This is a genomic window from Anabaena sp. 54 (genome assembly GCF_017355725.1).
GTDB classification, from domain to species: Bacteria; Cyanobacteriota; Cyanobacteriia; order Cyanobacteriales; family Nostocaceae; genus Dolichospermum; species Dolichospermum heterosporum.
This window is the reverse complement of the sequence record NZ_JAAVWA010000008.1, coordinates 83107-107946: the sequence shown is the minus strand read 5'-3', so window position 1 is coordinate 107946 and position 24840 is coordinate 83107. Positions and strand designations below refer to the sequence as shown.

Below are 24840 nucleotides of genomic sequence, written 5' to 3'. Positions count from 1 at the left end.
CCATTATTCCTCAAATTACCCCACCCTAACCCTCCCCTTGTAAAGGGGAGGGAACTGGATTTTTATTGTTTCCCCCCAAAGCATCGGGGGGATTAAGGGGGGTAATTTAACTTGTGTGTACACGATAGCCTTTTAGGAGAGGGCTAGGGAGAGGTAGGGAAGGGGGGTTAGGTTTCTGGAGATTATCGGTTTCATCTAATACTTTTCAAACAACCTCTTAGATGTAACAAGATCCCCGACTTCTTAAAGAAGTCGGGGATCTGATTTAGATGATAGTAGAACCGGGAAGTTCTGTAACTGGTGGTTCTCCCCAAGTTTCAATTTGGTTGAATGTATGTTTACTTAATGGATAAAACCTGATACTATCTTCAGAAGATTTTATTTGTTTGCGGAGTCTTTTTTGCAATTCACTATATTTGGTTTGATTAAGAATACATTCAAAGACTGAATATTGAACTCTTTGACCATATCCTTCTAATAAATCAGAGACTTTTTTACGTCTTTTATCACAAGTAATGTCGTATACTATTACATACAATAACATTACCGGATTTGATAAGGTTTATATAGTTTACTTGGCTGGTAAACAAAATCTTTGAAAGCCTTGATTTGCTGTGTCATTAAATCCCAACGTGGTTGTTTCTCTCCTTCAGAATTTTGGACTTCTTCTTCTAGTCGTTGCAAGAAATACTTAATATATTTAGGTCTTCCCGAATTATTTAAGTAACAACCGCTATCATGATATTCAAAATCATTGTCAATGTTCATTATTTTGGTATTGACTAACCACAGTACCAAAGAATCAATAATTGGGGCGCGAAACTCTTCAATTAAATCAGAAGTTAATGCTGCATGGCGTTCTGTTCCTTGATGTAAACAAGCATAATAGGGGTCTAATCCTTGGAGTTCAATTAGTGTTAGTAGATGATTCCATAAAATTTGATAACCAAAACTAAGCATGGCATTTACTGGGTTTCCTGGGGGACGACGACTGCGAGCTAAAAAGACAAAATCAGGATTATTTAAACATTCCCCAAAAGCGTTAAAATATTGTGCAGCACCAGCGCCTTCTAAACCCATTAAACGCTCGATAGTTTCTGCTTCCCCGGCTTTTTGGGCTAACACTTCTAAACTTTTAATAGTAATTTCAGCGGTTTGAGAGGGATTACGGCGTTGCTGACGTTGTAAAAAGGTGCGACTATTTTTTAATTTGGCTTGAATAATTGTTCTAGCTGCTATCAATTTATCAATTGCTGTTAACTCTTGTTGATAACGAGATAGGCGACGATAACCACGCTCAATTGGCATTAATCTTCCATAACAGTATCCCATCCGAGATAAATAGGCAATGGGTATATCTCGCCAAAGACAGGTACGAATGGCTTGGGTGGTAATTTGTGATTTACCAAAGATTAATATTTGTTCTAGTAGTGGTAATTGAACTTCACCATGTACTATTTCTCCTTGTTTAATTATTAAGGTTTCACCTTTGAGGCTAATATAACAACCTTGGCGAGAAACATAAAGTGTTCGCATATATATAAACTAAAGATTATGTTATTCTGAGATTTATGATTAATCTTTTGTGATTTGTGACTGTTGGGACATGATTTCTGCTATCATGGTTTTGATTTGGGATGGTTGTAAAAAACGTACAACTCTATCTCCGGCTGTGGCATTTGCAAAGGTGGCGATGGTAACTAAGATAGTATTGATAATTACTGCTGCTAGTCCTAAAGGTGCTATTAGCAAAATAATCAGTGTAATTGTCCCATTAAGAAATGCAACGGCTAAGTTCCGCACTAAGGCAGCACGATTAGAAATATACATGGTTTAGTTGGAATTCGGTATTAATTGTACTTTTTTAAGTTAAATCACACAGAAAATTTATACAAGTGATTTTATGCGAATGACGAATTTATTTATTTGCGATGATTTGTTAGCGGCGGGGTCAGGTCAATGGCGGAAATGCTGATGTTTCCGTTAACCCCGTCGATGTCTTTCTGTATAAAGGTTTCAGGGTTTTTTATTGCCTGGTTATTTTCGGAAAGTAGCCGCCAATTGATACCCCGTCGCAAATGGCATCTAGACATTAGGCACTGTATGGGTTTAGAATGATGGGTATCGCTTCTTTTATAGGAAGTGGAATTAATGGAAACAAATTGGAGGGCGTAATGTCGAATATCGAATGGACTAGAGAATCGCTTCTTTTATAGGAAGTGGAATTAATGGAAACGAGTAATACCAATCTTCCCACTGCCTGCTGCTGCATTAATCGCTTCTTTTATAGGAAGTGGAATTAATGGAAACTCTTCCTTTTCCTGAGTCTCGCTAGACCACTCGCTGCATCGCTTCTTTTATAGGAAGTGGAATTAATGGAAACGTGGAATTGACGCACTAGGAGAATTAACTTTAAATAGATCGCTTCTTTTATAGGAAGTGGAATTAATGGAAACCCAGAACCTCAAGAGAACTAACAGAAGTCAGGCTATAAGATCGCTTCTTTTATAGGAAGTGGAATTAATGGAAACTCTAGCTACAGACTCAGGCATATTTGCATAGTTTGTAAATCGCTTCTTTTATAGGAAGTGGAATTAATGGAAACTTGACAAAGTGCCACTATCTGTGCTTTGGTTCTTCTTTATCGCTTCTTTTATAGGAAGTGGAATTAATGGAAACTTTACACCCAATCCCTTAATGTTAGCTAAACCTAAATCGCTTCTTTTATAGGAAGTGGAATTAATGGAAACAGAACTCTTTTAGCTAATGCGTGCTTACCAATACATCGCTTCTTTTATAGGAAGTGGAATTAATGGAAACCTAATTGAAGGGTACAAGGCTAACGCCTAAATAGATCGCTTCTTTTATAGGAAGTGGAATTAATGGAAACATATTGATGTTTGACCCAACATTTCCGTACTCTGCAATCGCTTCTTTTATAGGAAGTGGAATTAATGGAAACTTTTCTACATTGGTCAAGAGGCGTTCGATTTCTTCGGGAATCGCTTCTTTTATAGGAAGTGGAATTAATGGAAACTGTTGTCTAACCCAAATGACTTCTTAAACTCAAACTGCTCAAACTGTTCTATCGCTTATTTACTTAATTATTCCGGCTTTTTTTACTTTTGGTGTAGCAACCCCAGCATTAGCAAGTAAAGGAAAAGCTTTTGGTAAATGTATGTCAACAGCAACAAAAGCATCTATCAGACAAGACCAAAAAGACGGTAAATGTGGTAATGAGCCAGAGATTTATTATGGTTTATGTTGTTTGGGTATAATTGGTTTAGGTGTCGCAAATGAAGGCAAATAGAATATTAAAATTAATCATTTAATTAGATCCTAGATCCCAGATCCCCGACTTCTTTAAGAAGTCGGGGATCTTTTCTTTTCAATCATCGAGTAGTAGTTTTTTGAAGTCAGTAGAATTAGGTAAGTTATGATCTAGCAAAAATTGTTGATAAATTGATTCTGACTCGATTTGTATTTTGATATATTCTATGTTAGGAAGTGTTCCTGGTCGTAATCCTGCATATTCTAAATAGCTAGAAAATTCCCATTCTCCAGGATGGTTTACTATTCCGGCTTTTACTGGATTGAGGTGAATATAGCGAGAAAGATTGACAAGATATTCAGTTTCTTGGATGTGAATACTTTGAAACCGTCCCTGAAATAATACCCCCGAACGGTTAAACCTTTTATTAATTGCCTTTGTGTAAGCAAGAGAGAGAGATTTCATGGCATCAGATAGGGTTTCATCTCTCAGATATACCAATAAATGATAATGATTAGGCATTAAACAGTAAGCAACAATATCTACTACATTTTTAATAAGATGTTCCTTTAGTAACCGGAGAAAATAAATATAATTCTCGCGTTCAAAGAAAATATCTTGACGATTGTTACCACGATTATAAATATGATAAAAGTTACCACTTTGCCAGGGAGTTTTTCTTTGGGGCATAAATAAAAATATGGGATATTCAAATTTAATAAAATTTTACCAGATATCCGAGTTCCCAGATCCCTGAGTTCCCAGATCCCCGACTTCTTAAAGAAGTCGGGGATCTAATGTCGGGGATCTAATATCTATAAACATTCACAATGTCTTCACCGATTTGTTTTAATTTATTAACTAATGATTTTGGTTTTATTACCTTCACTCCTCCTTTAAAACCAAGAATCCAGCGCAAAAGTTCCACATCATCTAAAGACCATTGAGGTAATATGACTTGAAACCGATGAGGATAGTTTTTATTTTCTGTTTTATCAAGACAAAAAATAGATTTAGGCAAAGTTAATCTCTTACCTGTGATTGGTAGAGACATTTTCATCTGTTGTGGAGGAAACCGTTTAGTTCCTTCGGCAACAAATCTAAAAAGTTCATCATTAAACCATAGTTCAATAGTGATACACACTAGAGAACGTTCTTTTTTATTAACACTCAGAAATTGCTGTTGGTCTTGGGGATTGTAACCTAAAAAAATTCCTGCACTTCCTTGAGATAGTTTTTGTAATTTTTTTAAGGCACTTTCTTGTTCTTGTCGAGAACGCACCTTTGTTTGTATTTGACCAATGAATAATCTATCTAATCGTTCAAAACGAAACAAACCATTATATTTACCTGATACACATTCATAACCCAAATACCAAGCTGTGTTAGAAAAAACAATTTGTAATGGAAAACCTAAAAAGAATCCTTCCTCATCTAGGGTAAACTTGCCACCACCACTAAAACGATTTAATTCTAATAATTGTCCTTTAGCGATCGCTTCCTCAACTTGCTGTAAATTTCTGGCTAGAGATTCTGCTGGTAAATACTCTGGGTCAATCATACTGCGATTAGCGATCGCCCGTACTGGATAAATATCACTGACCCCTAAGCGACTTTGTGCCATGCGAGTAGCAAAGGTTTCATAAATTTCCAGTGCTATCGGGTCATTGAGACTTTGTGCTTGAGACTGGAGAACTTGAAACACCTGAGTTAATTCTAGTGCTGATAAAATTGCCGTTCCTGCAAAATAACCGTCTCGCATAGAAAAATTATGTAATATTTTATATGGTTTAAGGACTTTTTCAATATCTTTACGGACAGAATCTAAAGTATTACCCTCAATAATCTCATATTCTTGCAGTGCGGACAGTAAAGTTTTTAAACTTCCTTGTCCAGAATTGGATAAAAACGGATGATGTAAGATGAACCTAATAGTTTGCAATAATCTCTGAAACGCTGGTAAATCTGAGTAGGGATGAGTTACCACAGCAACGGAAACGGTCAGAGAAACAGCGCCAGGGGAGATAGGGAGATGGGAAGGTGAAGAGATAGAATTAACACCAATGAGGGAATTTTGCTGCAACCATAGTAAATTAGAGGCGATCGCACTTTGATCTCCATAGATATTGCCATACAATCGGCTGATACAAGCGGTGATTTCTGCCAAGGAACTTGTAAACTCAGGGACTTTACCCAAAATACTGGCTAATACCTGAGTTCGATGTAAGAAAACCAGCTAAAAATGAGTATTCAAAAGGGTTAGAGGCTTTTCTGGAAAGAGCCTATATTCTCAATAAGCCTTAATTATTGAGAATTAATAGGAAACCAGCCTAGATTTAAGTAAATTTTCATAACAAAATCTAAATTTATATTACGAATACTATTTGAATACAAACTCAAAGTACCTCAGATTAGGGACAATAGAAGAGGTTTAATTAAAGAAAATTAATGATTATAACTCATGGAATTAGAAACTATTTTCTGTGAAATTGATGATTTTTGTACCTATTTTGAGCCAATATTTCAAGCTCAACTTATCCCATCCCAAATAAAAAAAAGAATTAGACCCAGCCGATTATGTCTAAGTGAAATTATGACAATAATTGTGTATTTTCATCGCTCTAGTTACCGCAATTTTAAAGATTATTACCTGAAACATATCTTCAAATATTGCCAAGGTGAATTTCCCAATTTAGTGAGTTATCAAAGATTTGTTGAATTAATGCCAAATGCTTTAATTCCCTTGATGTATTATCTGAATACACGAAAAGGACTCAATACAGGTATAAGTTTTATTGATAGTACCTCTATTCCCATTTGTCATTCTAAAAGAGCCAAGACAAATAAGGTCTTTAAAGATTTAGCTGGCTGGGGGAAAAGTTCTATTTGTTGGTATTTTGGGTTTAAACTTCATTTGATTATTAATGATCAAGGAGAGTTACTTGCGTTTCAAATTACTCCTGGAAATACAGATGACCGAAAACCTGTTCCCACTTTGACTAAGAACTTATTTGGGAAAATATTTGGAGACAAAGGATATATTTCTCAAAAACTCTGGCTTGAACTTTGGTCTAATGGACTCAAATTAATCACTCCTTTCAAGAAAAATATGCGGAATAAGCTCTTGTCCCTGGAGGAGAAATTAATGCTCCGAAAACGCTCTTTAATTGAAACTGTTAATGACCAACTCAAAAATATTTCACAACTTGCTCATTCTCGACATCGAAGTGTTACTAATTTCATGGTTAATGTTGTTGCTGCAATAATAGCTTATACTTGGCAACCTAAAAAACCTTCTTTAAGATTTGATGAAAATGAAATTGAAACCTTACCAGTTTTATTAGCTTAATTACCAATTAAATATCAATATTACCTAATAGTAAATACATTTCAAAAAATTAATTTTTTGAGAACTTTTTGGCGTGGGCTTTAATTCTCAATAACCAATACTTATTGACAGAACTGTTGCTGTTACGTACTTTTAGACTTTTTATTTACATCGAACTCAGGTGGCTAATAAACTGGGGTGAGTTGCTTGCAGATTACCAATTCCCGGATAGTTAATGATCAAGGAAATTAGATACATTAATCGCTCAAAATCCAGCAATTTACTGTAAGCATGAAAAGTAATTTGACTATTACGGTTGTTACGGTTGATTAGAGTTCGAGAAAGCTGTTGAATTTGGGTAGAGATTTGGTGAAAGTTGAACTTTGGGGACGTGACATCAACTTCCTTAACTGCTGCAAACCCTTCAGCGGCCATTGGTGGAAAATCTTGCAGCCATTGGTGCATACTCTCAATTACCACATCTGGAACTTGACGGGTGCGTTGTTGATTCCATCCTTTACAAGTTACCAAAGGGGTTTTTAAGTACCACCCCATCCATAAAACCGGGGAAGCAACGACTAATTTTAACTTTTCTAATAAATCCAGTCGCCACGCACGTTTAGCATTGGTAGCATCATAAATTACAGCATTATTTTGAGCCAATGCTGCTGTGATTTGAGAAATTACTGCTGCTTCTATATCTATCCAATCACCCTGAATAGTGGTATCCCCATAGAGTTCTTGACGAATAACATCAGTAGAGACAATGCGATAATTCCCCAACTTGGCTAATTCAGTGGCGAAAGTGGACTTACCGCTACCAGGGACACCAATCAGGATGTGACAGATAGGAGGAGTAGACATTTTCTTCGATCCTCAATAAAACTTATTTTATATTGTCTGCATTTAACAAACCTCAAAGTCTAGTGTTTTCAAGCGAATCACGAATTTATTACCACATTGCCCCAGTAAATTTCGTCATTCGCATGAACAGTAGGTTACATCCAGTTTTTTGCTGCTAAGATAAAAACACAACGTAAATCTGCTCACCTTTACATAGTCACAAATATAGACAATTTTCTTAATATATTGTTGACTTTGTAAATAAATCAGCATTTCTGACTCTTTAATTTAGCGATTAACACGAAATCTACAGTTAGATAACAAGTAATTGTTACAAAGTATTTTCATGGTTAAAAAGTTAAATAAAAAGCGTGTATAGTTAAAATCAAGCGTATAAAGGAGATACAGCTACATGAATGAATACACGGCTGTTACTTTTGCCCCAGTTCAAGGGTTTATCGAGAAATCGCGTAAACTTAGAGACTTATATGGTGCATCTCTGATTCTCTCTTATCTGAGTCAGCAGCTAGTTTTTTATGTTAATAACAACGGATTAACAGTAATTTCTCCAGGAATACCTAAGTTACAAAAAGGAATGCCTAATCGTATTCTGATTAAAGGAGAAATAAGTAAAAAAGATGCAGAAACAGTTATTCTTTCTGCATGGAAGGATATTTTAAAAGTTTGTCGAGAATGGATAGAGAAGAAATTACCTGAATATCAATATCATTGGGAACGGGAATGGACGCTTTGGGGTGGTCATACTTGGGAAGTATTTCATGGAACTGGTTGCTGTATTGAAGCCGCAATGAATGATTTAGAAACTAATAAATTATCCCGTGATTGGAGTGCTGTTAATTGGATTGGTGAGAGTTCTAGTTTGACTGGTACTGATGGAATTGCGTTTCCGGGTTTGGGGGGAGAAAAGCGTAATCCTAAAAACATGAATTATGGTGATGAAAATAAAGAAATTGAAAAATTTTATGCAAGACTAGCAGCAGTAACACAAGAAGAATCAGAAACACCGGAAGGTAAATTTATAGCAGATAATGAAAAACTGAGTATTCCCGAATTAGTAAAGCGCCTAGTTACTCGACATGAAATAGCCACAGAATTAGGGATAGAAGAACTCGACAAAAGTTTTAAAGAAATTCAACGTAAACCACAACCAGCACAACCAGAAAATAATCAAGAAAGTATACCTGGACAATGGACAGGTTGGTTTATGGGAGATGGTGATAAAGTTGGAGATCATTTAAAAGAATTAGCTCAAAAAGAAAATGGTGATGGAGAAATAAAGAACTTTAGTGATGCAATGCGTAATTGGGGAAAACAATTTGATGATAGATTCAATTTACGCAAAAAATTAGGGAGAATTGTTTACGCTGGTGGTGATGATTTTTTAGGAATTATCTATAGTAAAAATCTTGCTGAACCAATTCCAGCATTTGAAGCATATCAATGGTTATTAACATTAAATGAGACATGGAAAGAACATAAACAACCTATTAATGTTAGTGTCGGTTTTGTATGGGTTGGTGGTAGTGTTCCCCAGCGAGATGTTTTACAACATTGTCGGGAAGCGGAGAAAGTAGCCAAATCTTTAGGGAGAGATAGGGTGACTATTCGCGTGGTTTTTAATAGTGGTCAATATGTCCAGTGGACTTGCCCTTGGTGTTATTTGGATATTTTGATGAAATATCGAGATAGGGATGGTAAAACATTTTATGAGTGGGAATGTAACGGAAGAGATGAAAAATATTTTCCTAATTGGAGTCATGTTTATAATGATTTAGCTACGTTAAAAGCTCGTCATGCTTTTGGGTTGTCGCCCAATAAACACTACACAGATGTTAATAAATTCAATACAGTATTGGTTAATCTTTCTAGTTTAATTGAGTTTATAGAAATGTATTTCCCATCTTATAAAGATGAATTAACGAAAAAAGAAAAGTATATTGTATGTGGTAACAAAGATCCTCAAAAAGTTGATAGAAAAAAAGAATCAGCACCATTAATGATTAATTGGATTGAAAATTTAATTAATATTGGCTGGTATTTATGCTCAAATCAAAATAATCAGGTGTGAATTATGTTTGAATATTTAATCATTATTAAACCATTAGGGTTTATGTATGGAAGTGCAGGAGCATTTCTATCACCTGAAAATTTAGTAGGTCGTTCTGGTGCTAAATTCCCACCTGATGCTGCTGCTTTATCAGGATTGTTTTTTAGTGCTAACTTTGGAAATGACAACATTAAAAAAGAACTGAAAGAAAATTTATATACTGCTGGACCATTTTGGGCAAAAGATACCGATGAACAAAATTTTTATGTCCCGATTCCTAAATCTAGAATAATTGGTAATGATGATACTAATGAGTGGATTATCAATGAAAAAGAATATTGGGATATTCAGAATAAACCCAAAGATAAATCAAGACCAAAAATGGAATCATCCTTTACATGGCAAACAATAAAATCTTGGGATTATTCTGATTTATCAATAATTCAAAAATATCATTCTGCTAATTCACCTTGGGAATATGTGAGTTTTCTACATCCTGAAATGGAAAAGGAAGAAAGGTGTTCACTACGTAAAGATGGATTATTTTTAGAAACTGCTGTACAAATACCAGATAATATCAGTTTAGTTTACTTATCTACTTATGAATTACCTGATGGCTGGTATCGTTTTGGTGGTGAAAATCATGTTGTAGAAATTGAATCAAAACCAATTAACGATGAAACTAAAAAACTCCTACAAGATTCAATAGAAGATGCTTGTGCTTTCATAACACCTGCTGTCTGGGGTTCAAGTCGTCTTTCCCATCGTTATCCAGAACATCCAAATTTTCCCAAACCAAAACACATATTAACAGAAAAACCAGTTCCTTACCGTTACCGATTATCTGGAAGACTTGGTAGAGGACGTTATGCTGTTCCTCCAGGAACTGTTTACATTTTTGATCAATCTCTAGGTAAATCTTGGTGGGAGTGGGGTGAGTGGGAAAATTTATTTCCTGTTGAGGGATTTAGTCTTCAACGAGTAGGTTGTGGATTATGTTTACCCATAAAAATTGACAATCAATCTTTGCAAAAAGGAGCAGCGTAATGTATAAGAAAGCCTATGGAATTATTGAGACATTAGCACCAGTTCATGTTGGCGCATCAGCCGGAGAAGAAGACGGAAACCTTAATCTTATTTTCCGTGACCAATTTACCCAAACTGGTGTTATTCCTGGTAGTTCAGTTCGCGGTCGTCTTCGTGCTGATATGCGAATGTATAAACGTCTCTTAGAAAAACAACAAGAAGAAGGTAAAATATCAGAAATATCACCAGATATTGATGAAGAAATTTGGTATGGTCAAAAATCAGACTCAGGAAGTGATAATCTAAAAAATGAGGCTTTAATTAAATTAGAATATGCTTCAATTGTTTGGCTACCTGTATTTTGTCCTGGTCAACCAATTGTTTGGGTTAGTTGTCCAAGTCTTTTAAATAGATATAAAAGAATTGTTGTTATTACAGATTCTCCCCCTAAAGAATACACGGCTTCTGAACAGTTAACTGCATTAGAATCTAAATCTCAAAATAGTAGACTCAAAGATAAAAAAGTTCTATTTTTTAATTTGGGATTTTTAACAATTGATGATATTCAAGACTTAAGTAAATGGTTTCCTTTAAATAAGAAGTATCCGGCTGTCATTGTGAATGATAACGATATGGCAATGATTCATGATATGGCTTTATATCGTCAAAGTCGTGTTGCCTTAGAAGATGATGTAAAAAAGGCTAAGAAAGGAGCTTTTTTCAATGTGGAAGCATTACCTGAAGGTACGATTTTAGCTTTTCCTATTGCCATGAAACCGAGTGATAAAATCTGGAAACCAATTAATGGTAATACCAGTGGTGAAATTTATTTAGGAGGACTAGAATCTATAGGTTTTGGTCATTGTTGTTTAACAATTAAGGAGATATAAAAATGGCTTGGTATTCTTATGAATTAGATAGAGTAGCACAAGAGCTTGTTATAAATTACAAGGATGAAGACGTATTAAATGAATCACATAAAATGCGTGTCACTGCTGCTTATGGTTTAGAACGATTTTGGGGTGAACACCTGCGTTTAATTAGCAAATCGAAAGATAAACAAAAAGGTGAATATTGGTGTCACACATGGTCAACGTTGGTAGAAGTAATGAAAAATGCTGGAATTGAAGTACTTCCTACTGAACAAGCACAAAAATCTACACTACCTCCTCCTGTGCTGAAAAAAAGAATATCTTCAACTGCACGTCCTACAAAAACAGCCATAACCACATCTACCCCAATAACTGAGTTAAATATCCCTAAGTTTGGGGATGGTATAGAAACAAAGGAATATACAATTAGATGGAGACTTGTTACTAATAGTGGACAGGATGAGGGAGTAATTCGCCCTATTATTGGTGCAAAAGGGTTTCCTTATTATTCAGGTGCAAGTATGAAAGGTGCTTTCTTGCGTGCTTGCAAACAAATGTCTCTTTCAACAGAAGAAATTAAAAATTATTGTGGTGCAAAACTAGATGATGGTAGTTATAAACCTGGAATATTGCGTTTTCATGGTGCTTATCCAGTAGATATGGATTGGACAAAGAATTTGGTAGATATTATCCACTGTCAAGATGAAAAACAAGTAATTAAAGATAATAAACCAAGTGCTAATACACAAATATCACTGTATCAAGTAAAACTAGAATTTGGTATTTCTACTCGTGAATCATTTAAATCTCCAGAATTAGTTTCAGAATGGAGTCGAATTTGGAAAATATGGGAATTTGCTCTTGCTAAAGGTATTGGTTCAAGAGTTAGTGCTGGTTATGGACGTTTTCAAGAGGTTAATAGTTATGATCAATTACTACAAATTGATCTGAAAGGACAAGGTGCTACATCTAAATTAGTTGATGGTACTAAAGAATTCCGCCCTAATATGTTTAAAGCTGCTTTACGGGGTCATACTCTTCGACTACTGGGAGGATTAACTGATATAACAACTGCAAAACAAAAAACTCGTGAACTTTGGGGTGGCTTTATTGATAGGGATAATAATAAGCAAACATTTGTTGGATTATTAGGTATAGACTTTAATTTTCATCAATCTGATATTAAATGTGAAAAAGAACAAGAATTTTATCAGCTAACCAAAGGTAAATTAAATATATTATGTATGGACCATGATTTGGCTAATGAAGAAAGGATTAAATTAATTAATTTATCAAACAGTTTGGTTCAATTTACACTTTTATTTAGTGGATTTGGTAAATCATGGCGACGAGTATGTCATCAAAAATTTTATTATGATTATTTTAAAAAACCTAATAAGCCAGTAATTGGCTGTCATTGGGAGTTTATGAATGATTCTCAATTACTTTATCTACCTGTCAACCAACTTTCAGATATTGCTGTTTTTATTGATAATGTACAAAATCTTATTAAGAACTGGATACCAAACAACAAACAACGTAAACAAGGAATAGAAAGTTGGCGTGAATCTTGGTACTCTCCAAAAGTTGAAGTATGGGGACGTTTAGCTGAAGATGGAAAAAGCAAAGCTATACATTGGTTTCATGGTGATTATAATAGTGGAAATTCAATCAAGAATCCTCATCCTTTAAGTGGCTCTATGGGTCATACAGGACATATTTGGCATAGAATGTACCCACGATATATCATCAATGCTAATAATCAGATAGTACCAGGAAAGGGTTATATAGAATTATTGATAATTTTTAAGAACGAATCATTAGATGAGAAATTTTTTAATTTCTTAGCAGATAAAAATCATAGTAGTTTTGAAAAAATTTGGTAATTAGGAGATTTAATCATGGCAATTTGGATTATTACTACAGGTAACAGTGACGTACAATTAAAAACTGATGATAATTGGTGTCAGTTTTATTATAAACAAGCCAAGAAACAAGAACCTCTGAAGTTCTGCAATGATGAAGATAATAAACTTTTAAACATTCAACAGGATAACTTAACACAATTCTATCCTGTACCTGCACGAGTTTTAGGTTTAGCATATAAAAATAAATTTCAAGACAATTTTGAAGACTTGGCTTTTCCACTTCTCGATACTTTTTTTGAATATTTTAATAAAGATGATATTCATGGGCAAATAGTCAAAATCCCAAATAAAATTATTGTTTTACTCACTGATCAATCTAGTATTTTTGATACTCAACAAAAATATTCATATCCAGAATCTCCCTATTGGCAAGATACAATAGAACTTGAACCAATTTTAAAAGAATATTTTGACAGAAACCTAAAAAAGATAAATATTCAATGTGAAAAATTCTTGTTTAAGACTTTAAAACCACAATCTGATAAAGAAGGTTTAGATAATTGGGAATATACTTTATCTTTGGTTGAAGAAACAATTCACAAAGCTGTGGAGGAAATAGATTATAACTCTACTCAAGAAGAAACTGTTTATATCAGTCATCAAGCAGGAACACCAGCAATATCTTCTGCTGTACAGTTTGTCAGTTTAGGTAAATTTAATAATGTTCAGTTTTTAGTTAGCAATCCTTCTTATCATGTAAGTAAACTAGAGTATAAGTCACAACCAATTGATAGTTCAAAATATGCAAGAGGTATTCAGATTCAAAAGGCTAAACAATTAATTGAAAGTGGTTTACCAGGTGCAGCTTTAAATATTTTGGATACGATTAACATTGATGAAAATGTGAAAGAAGAGTTAATAGAATTGGTGAGATTTTTCAATATCGAAACTGAACTAGTTAAAAGTGGAAAATTTGATCCAAAATCAGCTATAGAACGGGTAGTCAAGGCTTTAGAACTTGTTAGTTGTTACTTCCAAGAGCAAAGTTATATTCAAGGTATAACTTTATTAGCTGCTGCCCATGAAACTTTTCTTAAAGCAGCAATTATTAAAGAATTATCTAATCAATATTCTTACTTTTATTTATCTGTTAATGGAAATTCCAAGCGATTACAGGTAACAAAAGTAATTGAATGGACTAGAGGAGGTTTAGGTTTTGTGAAAGATCCTAAAGATACAGAGGTTTGGGATTTAGATAATCATTTAAAAAAATTACTGGGTATAACAAATATTGAAAATATTAAGTCCTATAAACTTGATATTTTAAAACAGTTATCTTTTCCAACTCATGATCATAACTTATCTAAAAAGTTTAATAAAAATAGAGGTAAAGATGATAAAAATGATCATGGCAATTTTAGTGTAATTGGCAGTAATACAGGTATGCTGGCATGGCTAAAACAATTATCATCAAACTCATCAAACTTTACATCTTGGGATCTAATGGAATTTATAGGTCAATATGATAGAGAATTTGAAGATGATAGACGTAACCAATTAATGCACAATTTAGTTGGAGCAAAGCCAAAAGAAGTAATTAAATATTTGCTAGGTAATCAAGATAATTCAAAATATACTGATTATCCAGGTGTAATTAATGCTTATGAAAAAGAAGTTAAAGCTCCATTTTTAGAGCAAATTAAGAAATTAGGATTACCTTATAAAGAAAGTGATTTACGGAAACAATTAGAAGAAATAGCTAGTAAACTACGTTGAATCAACAACAAGATCCCCGACTTCTTAAAGAAGTCGGGGATCTGACTCTAAACCGTATGTTTTTCTTGAATGATAATGATGTCATCTATTGTACTTGACTAAAAATTACCGTAAAAGTCATACAGTACAAGACTTTTACCCCTGAACTACTATATGCCGGCTAGATAAATGTCCATCTTTGCGCCGTTGGGGGAGAATTGTGGCAGGATGGAAAGAAGCCTGTGCAACATCACAGACTTGTAAGGGTGTTGTTTTGCAGAAGAACCCGTCAAGAAGATTGTTAGTTTCGCACTGTCAACGAAAAATTTGGCGGAAGGGATATACTATCCTCTGAATGTTAGTAAATTGCAGAACAAGCTATAGCGGTTGTCAGTTGCATGAAAACATCCAGTTATCATCACACTGATTTGCCTTCATGACTTTTGATGCCTGTTCCCCGTCCTCGGCTACATATACTCCCCACCTTGACTAGGAAATGAATCCAGAAAACTCAGAAACTTACATAAATCATCCAACTTGGGGTTTACTCTATAGGATCTGTATGGTTGATGAGAACCAGGATCTGTTTACCACACTCTACGCCCAACGTTTATTTTTTTTGGTAACAACTGAGCTTAAAGTCCTGAAATTTCAGCCAATTGGCCGGACTGAGGCTAGGATGATGCTGGAAAATCGCTTACGGACTTTGCGCCGCAGTGGTAATTCTCAAGAGTACGAGCAACTTCAAGGTGTATTTCAGCGCACATTCCAATGAGTAGTTTAATTAGCGATCGCTTCGCTCACATACACGCCTCACTCCCATCTACAGTGAGGTTGATTGCTGTTACGAAAAGAGTATCTACTGAATTAATGCGGGAAGCATACACCGCAGGAATTCGTGATTTTGCTGAAAGTCGCATCCAAGAAGCTGCCAGTAAACAAGCCGAATTGCAAGATCTAGCGGATATTACCTGGCACTTGATTGGACATCTCCAAACCAATAAGGCGAGAAAAGCCTTAGAACTATTTTCATGGATTCACTCCGTTGATAACTTGCCACTGGCACAACGCTTAAATATCCTAGCGGCAGAACTGGGAGTGAATCCAAAGGTATGCTTACAAGTCAAAATTCTCCCCGACGCAAATAAATCTGGTTGGATGGTTCCAGAATTATTGGCGGACTTAGCAGCGCTTAACCAATGTCAAAATCTACAAATTCAAGGTTTGATGACAATTCCGCCTCAAGGGTTGGCGGATGCAGAAATTTTAACAGTATTTAATACTACGTATGAATTAGCACAAACCATCCAATCACAAAATTGGCCAAATATTACCATGCAGCAATTATCAATGGGTATGTCTGGGGATTACCAGTTGGCAGTGCAAGCAGGAGCAACAATGGTACGATTAGGTACAATCTTGTTTGGTGAACGAGCTTAGACATAGCTGTAGTCATACTTCCAGACGGCATGATTAACAATCGTTTGCGAATTTACTACCAAGTATTGATAATTGTCAAAAAATATAATACTCTCATAAGTAATTCTTAATTGCAAAGGTGGTCATACCCCCCTTTATTTTTAATGATCGTTAGGCTACAATTTTAACTCAATGTTACAGATTCGTTAATGTGCAGGCGTTAACATCAATATCTGTTAATAATTGGGAATTTGTACTAAAGGGTAAAATCAGTAGTACGATTGCTACGTCAAACATCTACTATAGTTACGACTACTGCCTAGAAGGAACTTTAATGTAACTTATAGCCAGGAAAATTAGGGGAATTTTAATCTGGGAGCATACAACATGAGCAATATATTTTCTAAACTCAGGGATTTTGTAGGGTTGAATGAACAGGTAGAATACGAATACTACGAAGAAGAAGCTGATACAGCCAATAATTATCAGAATATCTATCAACAGGAAAATCCCCAACCAGCCCCACAGGAAACTACTCCTCCAAATCGGCGTTGGCGGGAAAATCAACCTAACAGTACAGAAGAAGTAGCTGCAACAGTATCTAAACCTATGAGTAACGTTATTGGTATGCCAGGCGCAATTAATGGAATCTCTGAAGTTCTAGTCCTCGAACCTCGCACGTTTGAAGAAATGCCCCAGGCGATTCAAGCCCTCCGGGAGCGCAAATCAGTAGTATTGAACTTGACCATTATGGACCCTGATCAAGCTCAACGTGCAGTTGACTTTGTTGCTGGTGGTACTTATGCGTTAGACGGACATCAAGAAAGAATTGGTGAAAGTATCTTCTTGTTTACCCCCAGTTGCGTGCAAGTTAGCACTCAAGGCGGTTTGATACATGAAGTACCTATCAACCAAGCCCGTCCCGCCCGTCCCGCAGCTACAGCAGCAACGACCGCTTGGGGAAATGAACCCACTCGGATGGCACAGTAAGGTAAATTAGTCATTAGTTCTGACAATTAATTGACCACTAGTGACTAATGAAATGAATATAAAATTTGGCTTAATTGGCGGTGGGGTAATGGGAGAAGCTCTATTATCCCGCCTTATTACAAGTAGCATTTATCAAGGCTCAGAAATCATCGTCAGTGAACCCCAAGCTGAACGCCGCAGCTATTTAGAACAGAAATATGGGGTAGTTGTGACAACGGATAATAGTCTAGTGTTAGGGGCAGCGAAAACAGCGGTGATGTTGGCAATCAAACCCCAGATATTTACGGCTGTAGCCCAAGAATTAGCAGATATCCTACCAACAGAACATTCACCCCTGATCATTTCCATACTAGCGGGGGTAACTTTAAAACAATTAGAAGCAGCTTTTCCTCAAGTTCCCATAATTCGCGCTATGCCGAATACCCCCGCCACAGTGGGTGCAGGAATAACAGCAATTTCTTTAGGTGCTTATACTCATCCTCATCACCAACAAACAGCACAGCAGATTTTTACCGCTGTGGGGGAAGTAGTGGAAGTACCGGAAAGCCTGATGGATGCGGTGACAGGATTATCCGGTAGTGGACCGGCTTATGTGGCATTGATGATTGAAGCCTTAGCTGATGGGGGTGTGGCTGTGGGTTTACCAAGGGCGATCGCTAAACAACTAGCTGTACAAACGGTCTTAGGAACAGCAAAACTGGTACAAGAAACCAAAATTCACCCCGCCGAACTCAAAGATCAAGTTACCAGTCCCGGTGGTACAACTATTGCCGGTGTCAGCACCTTAGAAAAAGCTGGTTTTCGTTCCGCTGTTATCGAAGCTGTTAAAGCCTCGAAAGAACGCGCTCAGGAATTGGGGAAGGGATAACAGGGGATGGGGGCGTTGCTGATTAAGGGTATGAATTTTAGTCTCACGCAAAGGCGCAAAGACGCAAAGGTAAGAGTTTTAAGTACTTATCAATTTTGCTATACAGAGACTATTCTTGCCTCTCCTAACCTCTGGATGGGCGCAGGCCCTGCGCCCCTACCTCCTGCTATCCGCAAGCCCTAATTAGGGATTGTTAAAGGCTGAGTTTTTTGAACTGCTGGTGTTTCCTCTGGTGTAGATTCTACAGAAGGACTGGGCGCTGATTTGGGAATCATAAATTGTTGCCAAGTTCTAATTTGTTCTTGAGCATCAGTATAAGCACTACTACCACGAGGAATTAAATTAGCTGTATCAATGGCTTTGGCAACATCAACCTCACTTTGAGAACGTGCCATTTGCAACAATTGTTGACTCCATTGGTCAATGGCAATATTGACATCTAAACGCAAAGTGTTACGACTAGATACCCGATTTGCCAACTGAATAGCTTGAACTAAAGCTTCTGGTGTGCCAGTAACTGCAACTTGCTTGGCTTTTTGCCAACTTTCTTTGGCGCGAATTTGGTCTTGCCAAGTATCTATAGAGGATTGAGCTTCACTAGATAAAGCGCGTCCTGAAGAGGCGATTTTTTGAGCTTCACTAATAGCCGTTGTCAAATTACCACTGTCGGCTAATGCCCTGGCTTGATCTAAGTACGGTTGATCTTGAATGCGCTCAATTTTGGCTGTCCATAGCCTAATCTTTTTTTTGGCTTCTGGATATAATGCCCGTCCAGAGCGAATTTGATTAAGTTCAGCGATCGCTGTTTGTAATGAGATAACATCCTCGTTAATAGCTATTTGTTCCGCCCGATCTAAATATGGTCTATCTTCAATAGACTCCACCTGGCCACGCCAACGACCAATTTCTTGACGGGCTTCTGTAGCCCGGGGATTATTCCCAGGAATTAATTGTACTTCCGAAATCGCTGCTGTTAAATCATTAACAGTGCCTTGACTAGCGAGATTCCGAGCTTTTTCTAACCGAGAAACATCTTGAATTTCTAATTGCCAACGGGCAATTAATTGTTGTGCTTCATTATAAATATCCCTAGAAGCATCTATTTGTTGAGCTTGAGAAATAGCCGTTTCTAACCCAGCCGTAGTCCCAATAAAAGCACTTCTTTGGGCTTCACCCAAAACCATAAAATCATCAACTTCAGCTTGCAATTCAGGAATAGGGGGAATTTGTCGGGCAATTTCCAAGGCTTGATCAGCATTTCGCTCTTTCATTTTAGCCTGTGCTAATTTGAGCATTTTTCTAGCAAACCCAGATATTAACTCTTGGGCTTTTTGATACAGATAACTATCTGGTTTAATCGTTTCAGCCAGTTTAATAGCTTTAAGTAAACTATCTAAATTGCGATTATTTGCTAAATTTTCTGCTTTGTAAAGTTTATCCCCATCTTCTCGCGCCGTAACAATAATGTTATTTAATTGATCATATTTAGTGCTTGCCCAATATTTATTATTGACCCGTAGCAATCTAGCCGTGAGCATAAAAGCTGATTGCCAATGTCGTTGGCGCAATTCTTTTTCTGCTTCTTGGTAAATTCCTTCCGCCTTTGACCAAATCGTTTGCCACTTTTGAATTTGCTCTTCTACTAGTTCACTAACCTTCACGTCAGTAGGAATTTTTCGGGCTGTAGCGATCGCTTCCTCCAAATTCCCCGCTTGGAAACTCTCATCCGCCAACCTGAGAACATCCCGTGACCATTCCTCTAAAAGACGATTAATTTCGCCCCGCAAAGGATGATTTTCTGGTAATTGTTTAACCAGAGTAATTGCTTGGAGCAAATCATTAATAGTTTGCTTAGAAGCCGCCAACTGAGCGCAGTGTAGCCTTACTGACGCACTAGCTAAAGGCCAAAAAATTTGTGGACAATTAGGAGCAGTAGGTAACTTAAACAGGATGGATAAAGCTAGAAAACCCATGCTTCCAGGAATTAAAGTTAATACTGCTGCCCAAACTACCCAATTTTTAGTCCAGCGCGGCATTTTCTCAATTAAAACATTGAGATTAAAAGTAGGTTCTGAATTATCATTTATAGCCAAAACATCGCCATCTTGCTTTTTTTTTTGCTTCATAGACTGAGAATGAGAACCAATAGCAGCGGTATCAGCAGTTTGATTATTTTGTATGTAGTTAGGCTGAACCCCAATTGGTTCTCCCGCTTGGTCTGAAGACCAATTATCTGGAATATCCCGCTCTGTCATTGCTCACACCACACTAATTGAATAGCGATATGAAAGTAGATAGATCAATATAGATAATTTTATGTTTGCTATCCTCACTTTCCTATCTAAAAAACCGTTTAAAACCCATCCCTAACATTACTGTTTTTTGGGTTGAGTATGACTGGTGACATTAATCAGAAATTAAAGATTCTCTTTGTAGATCTCCAATTAACTGAGTTAAATCATCACTACTTGCTTGATAGATATTACCGCAAAAGTCACAAGTAGCTTCTGCACCATCATCTTTCACAATCATGTCTTGTAGTTCCGCTTCTCCCAATATTTTCAGCGCCCCTAGCACCCGATCAAAAGAGCAGCCACAATGAAAGCGTAACATCTGACTTTCAGGAAATATGTTCAATCCCATATCTCCTAACAAATCGTTAAAAATTTCCGTCAGTGTTTTACCTGCTTGCAGTAATGGCGTAAACCCAGATAAAGCCTCAATCCGCGATTCTAATGTAGCCACTAGCTCCTCATCCCTAGCAGCTTTGGGTAACACCTGGATCAAAATTCCTCCCGCTGCCGTTACGCCCTGTTCTCCCACAAATACACCCAAAACTAAAGCCGAAGGAGTTTGTTCAGAACTTGCCAAGTAGTGAGCAACATCATCACCTATTTCCCCCGAAACAAGTTCTACTGTACTAGAGTAAGGATAACCATGACCGAGATCGCGGACTACATATAGAAAGCCTGCACCTACTGCCCCACCAACATCTAGTTTACCCTTATGATTAGGTGGCAACTCCACGGACGGATTACCGACATAACCCCTAACCGTACCATCTAATCCTGCATCTGCCAATACACCACCTAAAGGACCATCGCCCTTAACGCGAACATTCACCCTAGAACCTGACCGTTTCATACTGGCAGCCATCAACAAACCAGCAGCCATAGTTCTTCCCAATGCTGCTGTTGCCACATAGGATAGTTTATGGCGTTGTCGAGCCTCTTCTGTTAACCGGGTACTAATCACACCTACAGCTTTAATCCCACCATCCGCCGCAGTCGCACGAATTAATTGATCTGCCATGAAAAACCTGACAATTCTTTACAAGATGACTTTTTTATTTTAGATTGTTTCGAGTCAGGAGGTAGGGGCGCAAGGCCTGCGCCCATTCAGGAGTATGGCTAAAGCCACGCTATGCTTGATGCCTCCGGCTCCAGCAGGGATACGGCACACTACGTGAACGCTATCAGGAGTGAGAAAGAAGAAAGAATTAAGTAGAGGCGCAAGGAAGGGAAATATTCCTTTGTAACTGACCAATTACCAATTACCAATCACCAATTACCATGCTAGGTACATTTCAACAAAGCCAAATTCGTATCGAAGTTACAGCATCAGCCGATGCCATTCATGACAGTATTTTGCATCCTGCCGAACTAAAAAAATGGCTATTGGGGCAAAGTTTTCCCCCAGAAATGCCCACAGAATTACCACCAGGATTTGAGTTCACCACCTGGGCAGGACCAGTCTCCATTCATCACCAAGTAGACGTAGTAAAACCCAATTGTTTGCGCTTAATACTCAGTGGAGGCATTGACGGCTTTCACGAATGGTACTGGGGTGAAGGCTGGGTACAATCCCGCATAGAAGGCATATCCATGTTACCCCTAAACTTAGGACAAACCCTGAGTTTAGTCAGCTTACGCCAATTCTTAACCACAACCAAGTAATTTTTCTATTCTTTGCGCCTTTGCGCCTTTGCGTGAGAAAAGTATCACTTAACAATCAAATACATCCATAAAAGCACTCCTCCCGTCGCCAAAAGGCAGATAATTCCTGTCAACCCCGCGAGGGGTTTTTTATTGATCCCTGTCACCCATGTAGGAACTTGATCTGTGTAGGTAATTAATCCCGCTGTATCTATGGTAGCGATCGCCCATACCCAACCAGCATGAAGTCCCCAAGCAATCCCTAAACTATTGCCATCAGCTAATCTAGCTAATACTAAGACCATACCCATTAGCCATAATCCAGGCAGTTGAGGAAGAGTTTCTTTTTGTTCCCATACCAAATGTAAGACAGCAAAAACCAAGCTAGAAATAATTGCAGCTAACCAAATTGGATAATTTTGTTGTAACTGAGTGAATAAAAAGCCCCGAAATACAAGTTCCTCTATTCCCCCCACAAACAAAGCCACTAGGGAAATCGTCAATAAACTAGATGGGATTAACTTGATCTGAGATTTTTCTAAATAGCACCAACCGGCGAGAATTTGCCCAAAAAACACTATAGCTAGACCCAAAACACCCAAGCTAAAACCCAGTAATAGAGAACCAAAAATAGAAACCTTCCCCACTAATCCATAATCAGGGAAAGAAGCCAATTTCAACCCTTGAAATCCCCAGAGAATTAGAGGAACTAATAAATAAAGAGATACTAATAAAGGAATTTTTTGCTCTGGTTGTAAAGATTTGTGTATTTGCCAATTCAAAGTAATGGCTAAAACTGCTACCAATGGCAACCAGCAACCTATCCAAACAATAAAAAAAGCCATGACCAAAAATACTGGCGTATCTTTGAGAAACTCCAGCAAAGTATGGACTGATGAATCTAAAAATGACAGTGGAATAGACATAAAAAACATGACTAACTTCCTGCAACAACAGATTTCTTGACGAATAATCAAGACTCTACTAGAATTTGTGACTCATGGAAGAGGTCAAAACGTTTTTTATGTCTTATCCCACTGCAATTATTTAACCACAGCTACTAATTAGCGGTAGCTCTAGGGATAAATTCATGAGAATTTACCTTAAACTTATCCCTGATAGGTGAAAAAATTTATTCTTCTGCATCTGATTCATCAGCATCATCAGACTGGATTAATTGTTTATCACTTTCACCAAGCTGAATCAAGTGAATATGTTTGTAACCGAGTCTAATTTCAAATTCGTCACCGGGCTTTAGGTTCATTGCTTTGGTGTAGGTTGCACCAATCACAATTTGACCATTTTGATGAACACTGACCCGGTATGTCGGTTCGCGTCCACGTCCATCTTTTGGTGCTTCTGGGCTGAGGGGAATGCCTCTAGCTGACAATAAAGCATCATAAAAGTCTGTTAAGTTAACTCGAACTTGACTATTTTTAGTAACGGTGTAATAACCACATTGCTTTGCTCTTTCTCGACGTGGCAAGGTGGAAAGTTCTTTAACTTTCGCCAGCAATGTTTTTCCGGTTAATGGGGCAGTTGCAGTTTCGGTCATTATGCTCTTAATTTTCCTTAATCTCTTCAAATTGATAGCGTAGCATGGACTTAGCCATTTCAGAATTTTCTTGTGTGTCTAGTATTGAGCAATCAGCGCAACTGGACTTCAGAAGTCAACAAAACATGAGGGTGATGGGTGAATTCCTGCTGATATGTCAGCAACAGAAGACTCTATTACAGTTGTCCATAATAGGTTTGTAAGTCATAGTTGCCACAGACATTTATTTCAGTAATTTTACGGCTTTTTTAACCATCATTGGCCATCGGAAATTAAATTATTTTCTCTTTGGTCACTGTTGTAACGGTGTAACTTCAAGCCACCTTTACAAGTCAGGTTAGTTCTACTCCAAAAAAGATAAAGCAGTCCGGTCTTGGGGTTTCCCCAAATGGAGGAACTGCCGCGTAGAGCCAATAAATTACAGGTTTTTCACATTCAGCGCTGCTTTTCTCTTGCCTTTGAGTTATAGGAATAAAGACAGCATAGGATTTATGTGTGGTCTGATGGACATACACCCTTTTATTTTGCCAGTAGAGACGTGAATTTTCTAGTCTCTACATTACGAAGAAACAAAAGAAGTGTTAGCCGTGCTTATGCGGCTATTCTGATTTTGTTAGTTCGTAATTTTCTATTAAATACTAGCATGAAATAATAATAGCAAAATATTTTTTGAATTTAAAATTCATATTACAACTAAATTTTGATCTAGATCCCTGGAGTTGAGCCGCTAAAATCCAGGCGAGATTTTCCTCAAGCTTGATACTGTCGGGAGGATGATACCAGGACTTTTATAAAAGTTAATCTAATTTAGACGTGCTTTCTATGAGTGAGTCAGTTAAATTCTAGAGTTTCTATGGCTTCACTCCAGGAGCTATCTGGGACTATAAACAAAAGGCGGGGTGAAAAATCCCTGCTGTTAATCATTATCAGATTCAAAGCTGCGATTAGATTATCTACGTCTGTCTATGGGAAGAATAAATTTACCATATCTCCGGGATATTTGATAGCCACTCTTCTGAGATTTTCCCTGGCTTTAACATTT

22 protein-coding genes and 1 CRISPR repeat array are annotated in these 24840 nt (G+C 37.1%); of the genes, 12 read left to right on the top strand and 10 right to left on the bottom strand.

Annotated features, from left to right (window positions below; translation table 11 throughout):
- Nucleotides 1–265: 265 nt before the first annotated feature.
- The 3 genes from cas2 to csx18 are packed head-to-tail and all read right to left on the bottom strand — an operon-like array spanning nucleotide 266 to nucleotide 1830.
- Complete coding sequence (cas2, locus tag HEQ36_RS11170; protein WP_039203185.1) at nucleotides 266–544, bottom strand: CRISPR-associated endonuclease Cas2; 279 nt, start codon at nucleotides 542–544, stop codon at nucleotides 266–268.
- A complete protein-coding gene (gene cas1, locus HEQ36_RS11165) occupies nucleotides 544–1536 on the bottom strand; it encodes a CRISPR-associated endonuclease Cas1 (protein ID WP_053537995.1) in 993 nt (330 codons plus the stop codon). Before cas1 ends, cas2 begins: the two co-directional genes overlap by 1 nt.
- 39 nt (nucleotides 1537–1575) lie before the next feature.
- Nucleotides 1576–1830, bottom strand: a complete 255-nt coding sequence (gene csx18 / locus HEQ36_RS11160; protein WP_039203187.1) for a CRISPR-associated protein Csx18 — start codon at nucleotides 1828–1830, stop codon at nucleotides 1576–1578.
- 293 nt (nucleotides 1831–2123) lie between these two features.
- A CRISPR array of direct repeats spans nucleotides 2124–3037; the repeat unit is 36 nt; unit sequence ATCGCTTCTTTTATAGGAAGTGGAATTAATGGAAAC.
- Between the two features lie 141 nt (nucleotides 3038–3178).
- Here csx18 and HEQ36_RS11155 point away from each other — a divergent pair.
- Nucleotides 3179–3310 (top strand): hypothetical protein, encoded by a 132-nt coding sequence (locus HEQ36_RS11155; protein ID WP_257720892.1) that lies wholly within the window; start codon nucleotides 3179–3181, stop codon nucleotides 3308–3310.
- Between the two features lie 78 nt (nucleotides 3311–3388).
- Here HEQ36_RS11155 and HEQ36_RS11150 read toward each other — a convergent pair whose 3' ends face one another.
- Nucleotides 3389–3961, bottom strand: a complete 573-nt coding sequence (locus HEQ36_RS11150; RefSeq protein WP_168636398.1) for a transposase — start codon at nucleotides 3959–3961, stop codon at nucleotides 3389–3391.
- A 118-nt stretch (nucleotides 3962–4079) separates the two neighbouring features.
- Nucleotides 4080–5468: a WYL domain-containing protein gene (locus tag HEQ36_RS11145; protein WP_233455510.1), complete on the bottom strand. Its 1389-nt coding sequence runs from the start codon at nucleotides 5466–5468 to the stop codon at nucleotides 4080–4082.
- 264 nt (nucleotides 5469–5732) lie between these two features.
- Here HEQ36_RS11145 and HEQ36_RS11140 point away from each other — a divergent pair, with 264 nt between their 5' ends.
- Complete coding sequence (locus HEQ36_RS11140; protein WP_168634808.1) at nucleotides 5733–6620, top strand: IS982 family transposase; 888 nt, start codon at nucleotides 5733–5735, stop codon at nucleotides 6618–6620.
- A 156-nt stretch (nucleotides 6621–6776) separates the two neighbouring features.
- Here the strand turns inward: HEQ36_RS11140 and HEQ36_RS11135 are convergent, their stop codons facing one another.
- Nucleotides 6777–7463 (bottom strand): ATP-binding protein, encoded by a 687-nt coding sequence (locus HEQ36_RS11135; protein WP_168636399.1) that lies wholly within the window; start codon nucleotides 7461–7463, stop codon nucleotides 6777–6779.
- A 391-nt stretch (nucleotides 7464–7854) separates the two neighbouring features.
- Between HEQ36_RS11135 and HEQ36_RS11130 the strand changes: the two genes are divergently transcribed.
- The 9 genes from HEQ36_RS11130 (at nucleotide 7855) to proC (ending at nucleotide 18308) form a co-directional block, all read left to right on the top strand.
- Nucleotides 7855–9531 carry a type III-B CRISPR-associated protein Cas10/Cmr2 gene (locus HEQ36_RS11130; RefSeq protein WP_168636400.1) on the top strand — a complete coding sequence of 559 codons (1677 nt, stop codon included), beginning with the start codon at nucleotides 7855–7857 and terminating at the stop codon, nucleotides 9529–9531.
- 3 nt (nucleotides 9532–9534) lie between these two features.
- Entirely contained in the window at nucleotides 9535–10557 is a 1023-nt protein-coding gene (locus tag HEQ36_RS11125; protein ID WP_168636401.1) for a CRISPR-associated protein, read from the top strand.
- The gene (locus tag HEQ36_RS11120; protein ID WP_168636402.1) at nucleotides 10557–11426 is read left to right on the top strand and encodes an RAMP superfamily CRISPR-associated protein; all 870 of its coding nucleotides are present in this window, start codon (nucleotides 10557–10559) and stop codon (nucleotides 11424–11426) included. Before HEQ36_RS11125 ends, HEQ36_RS11120 begins: the two co-directional genes overlap by 1 nt.
- Before the next feature lie 2 nt (nucleotides 11427–11428).
- The gene (locus tag HEQ36_RS11115; protein ID WP_205748560.1) at nucleotides 11429–13294 is read left to right on the top strand and encodes a hypothetical protein; all 1866 of its coding nucleotides are present in this window, start codon (nucleotides 11429–11431) and stop codon (nucleotides 13292–13294) included.
- Nucleotides 13295–13309: 15 nt separating this feature from the next.
- Nucleotides 13310–15052, top strand: coding sequence for a hypothetical protein (locus tag HEQ36_RS11110; protein WP_168636403.1), 1743 nt, complete (start codon nucleotides 13310–13312; stop codon nucleotides 15050–15052).
- A gap of 475 nt (nucleotides 15053–15527) precedes the next feature.
- Nucleotides 15528–15806, top strand: a complete 279-nt coding sequence (gene pipX / locus HEQ36_RS11105) for a transcriptional coactivator PipX (RefSeq protein WP_027402694.1) — start codon at nucleotides 15528–15530, stop codon at nucleotides 15804–15806.
- Complete coding sequence (locus HEQ36_RS11100) at nucleotides 15803–16471, top strand: YggS family pyridoxal phosphate-dependent enzyme (protein ID WP_168636404.1); 669 nt, start codon at nucleotides 15803–15805, stop codon at nucleotides 16469–16471. Before pipX ends, HEQ36_RS11100 begins: the two co-directional genes overlap by 4 nt.
- A gap of 366 nt (nucleotides 16472–16837) precedes the next feature.
- On the top strand, nucleotides 16838–17440 hold the full coding sequence (locus HEQ36_RS11095) for a cell division protein SepF (RefSeq protein WP_168636405.1): 603 nt from the start codon (nucleotides 16838–16840) through the stop codon (nucleotides 17438–17440).
- 52 nt (nucleotides 17441–17492) lie between these two features.
- Nucleotides 17493–18308: a pyrroline-5-carboxylate reductase gene (gene proC, locus HEQ36_RS11090; RefSeq protein WP_168467171.1), complete on the top strand. Its 816-nt coding sequence runs from the start codon at nucleotides 17493–17495 to the stop codon at nucleotides 18306–18308.
- 179 nt (nucleotides 18309–18487) lie between these two features.
- Here proC and HEQ36_RS11085 read toward each other — a convergent pair whose 3' ends face one another.
- Both HEQ36_RS11085 and hslO read right to left on the bottom strand, forming a co-directional pair.
- Nucleotides 18488–20563 carry a hypothetical protein gene (locus HEQ36_RS11085; protein WP_053537985.1) on the bottom strand — a complete coding sequence of 692 codons (2076 nt, stop codon included), beginning with the start codon at nucleotides 20561–20563 and terminating at the stop codon, nucleotides 18488–18490.
- Between the two features lie 151 nt (nucleotides 20564–20714).
- Nucleotides 20715–21620: an Hsp33 family molecular chaperone HslO gene (gene hslO / locus HEQ36_RS11080; RefSeq protein WP_168636406.1), complete on the bottom strand. Its 906-nt coding sequence runs from the start codon at nucleotides 21618–21620 to the stop codon at nucleotides 20715–20717.
- Nucleotides 21621–21880: 260 nt separating this feature from the next.
- On the opposite strand from hslO, the gene HEQ36_RS11075 reads away from it, so the two are divergent.
- Nucleotides 21881–22264: a hypothetical protein gene (locus tag HEQ36_RS11075; RefSeq protein ID WP_053537983.1), complete on the top strand. Its 384-nt coding sequence runs from the start codon at nucleotides 21881–21883 to the stop codon at nucleotides 22262–22264.
- A 44-nt stretch (nucleotides 22265–22308) separates the two neighbouring features.
- Here the strand turns inward: HEQ36_RS11075 and HEQ36_RS11070 are convergent, their stop codons facing one another.
- Together HEQ36_RS11070 and HEQ36_RS11065 are read right to left on the bottom strand one after the other, a co-directional pair.
- Nucleotides 22309–23178, bottom strand: a complete 870-nt coding sequence (locus HEQ36_RS11070) for a CPBP family intramembrane glutamic endopeptidase (protein ID WP_205748561.1) — start codon at nucleotides 23176–23178, stop codon at nucleotides 22309–22311.
- Nucleotides 23179–23375: 197 nt separating this feature from the next.
- Nucleotides 23376–23798: an AbrB family transcriptional regulator gene (locus HEQ36_RS11065; RefSeq protein WP_027402704.1), complete on the bottom strand. Its 423-nt coding sequence runs from the start codon at nucleotides 23796–23798 to the stop codon at nucleotides 23376–23378.
- Nucleotides 23799–24840 lie beyond the last annotated feature (1042 nt).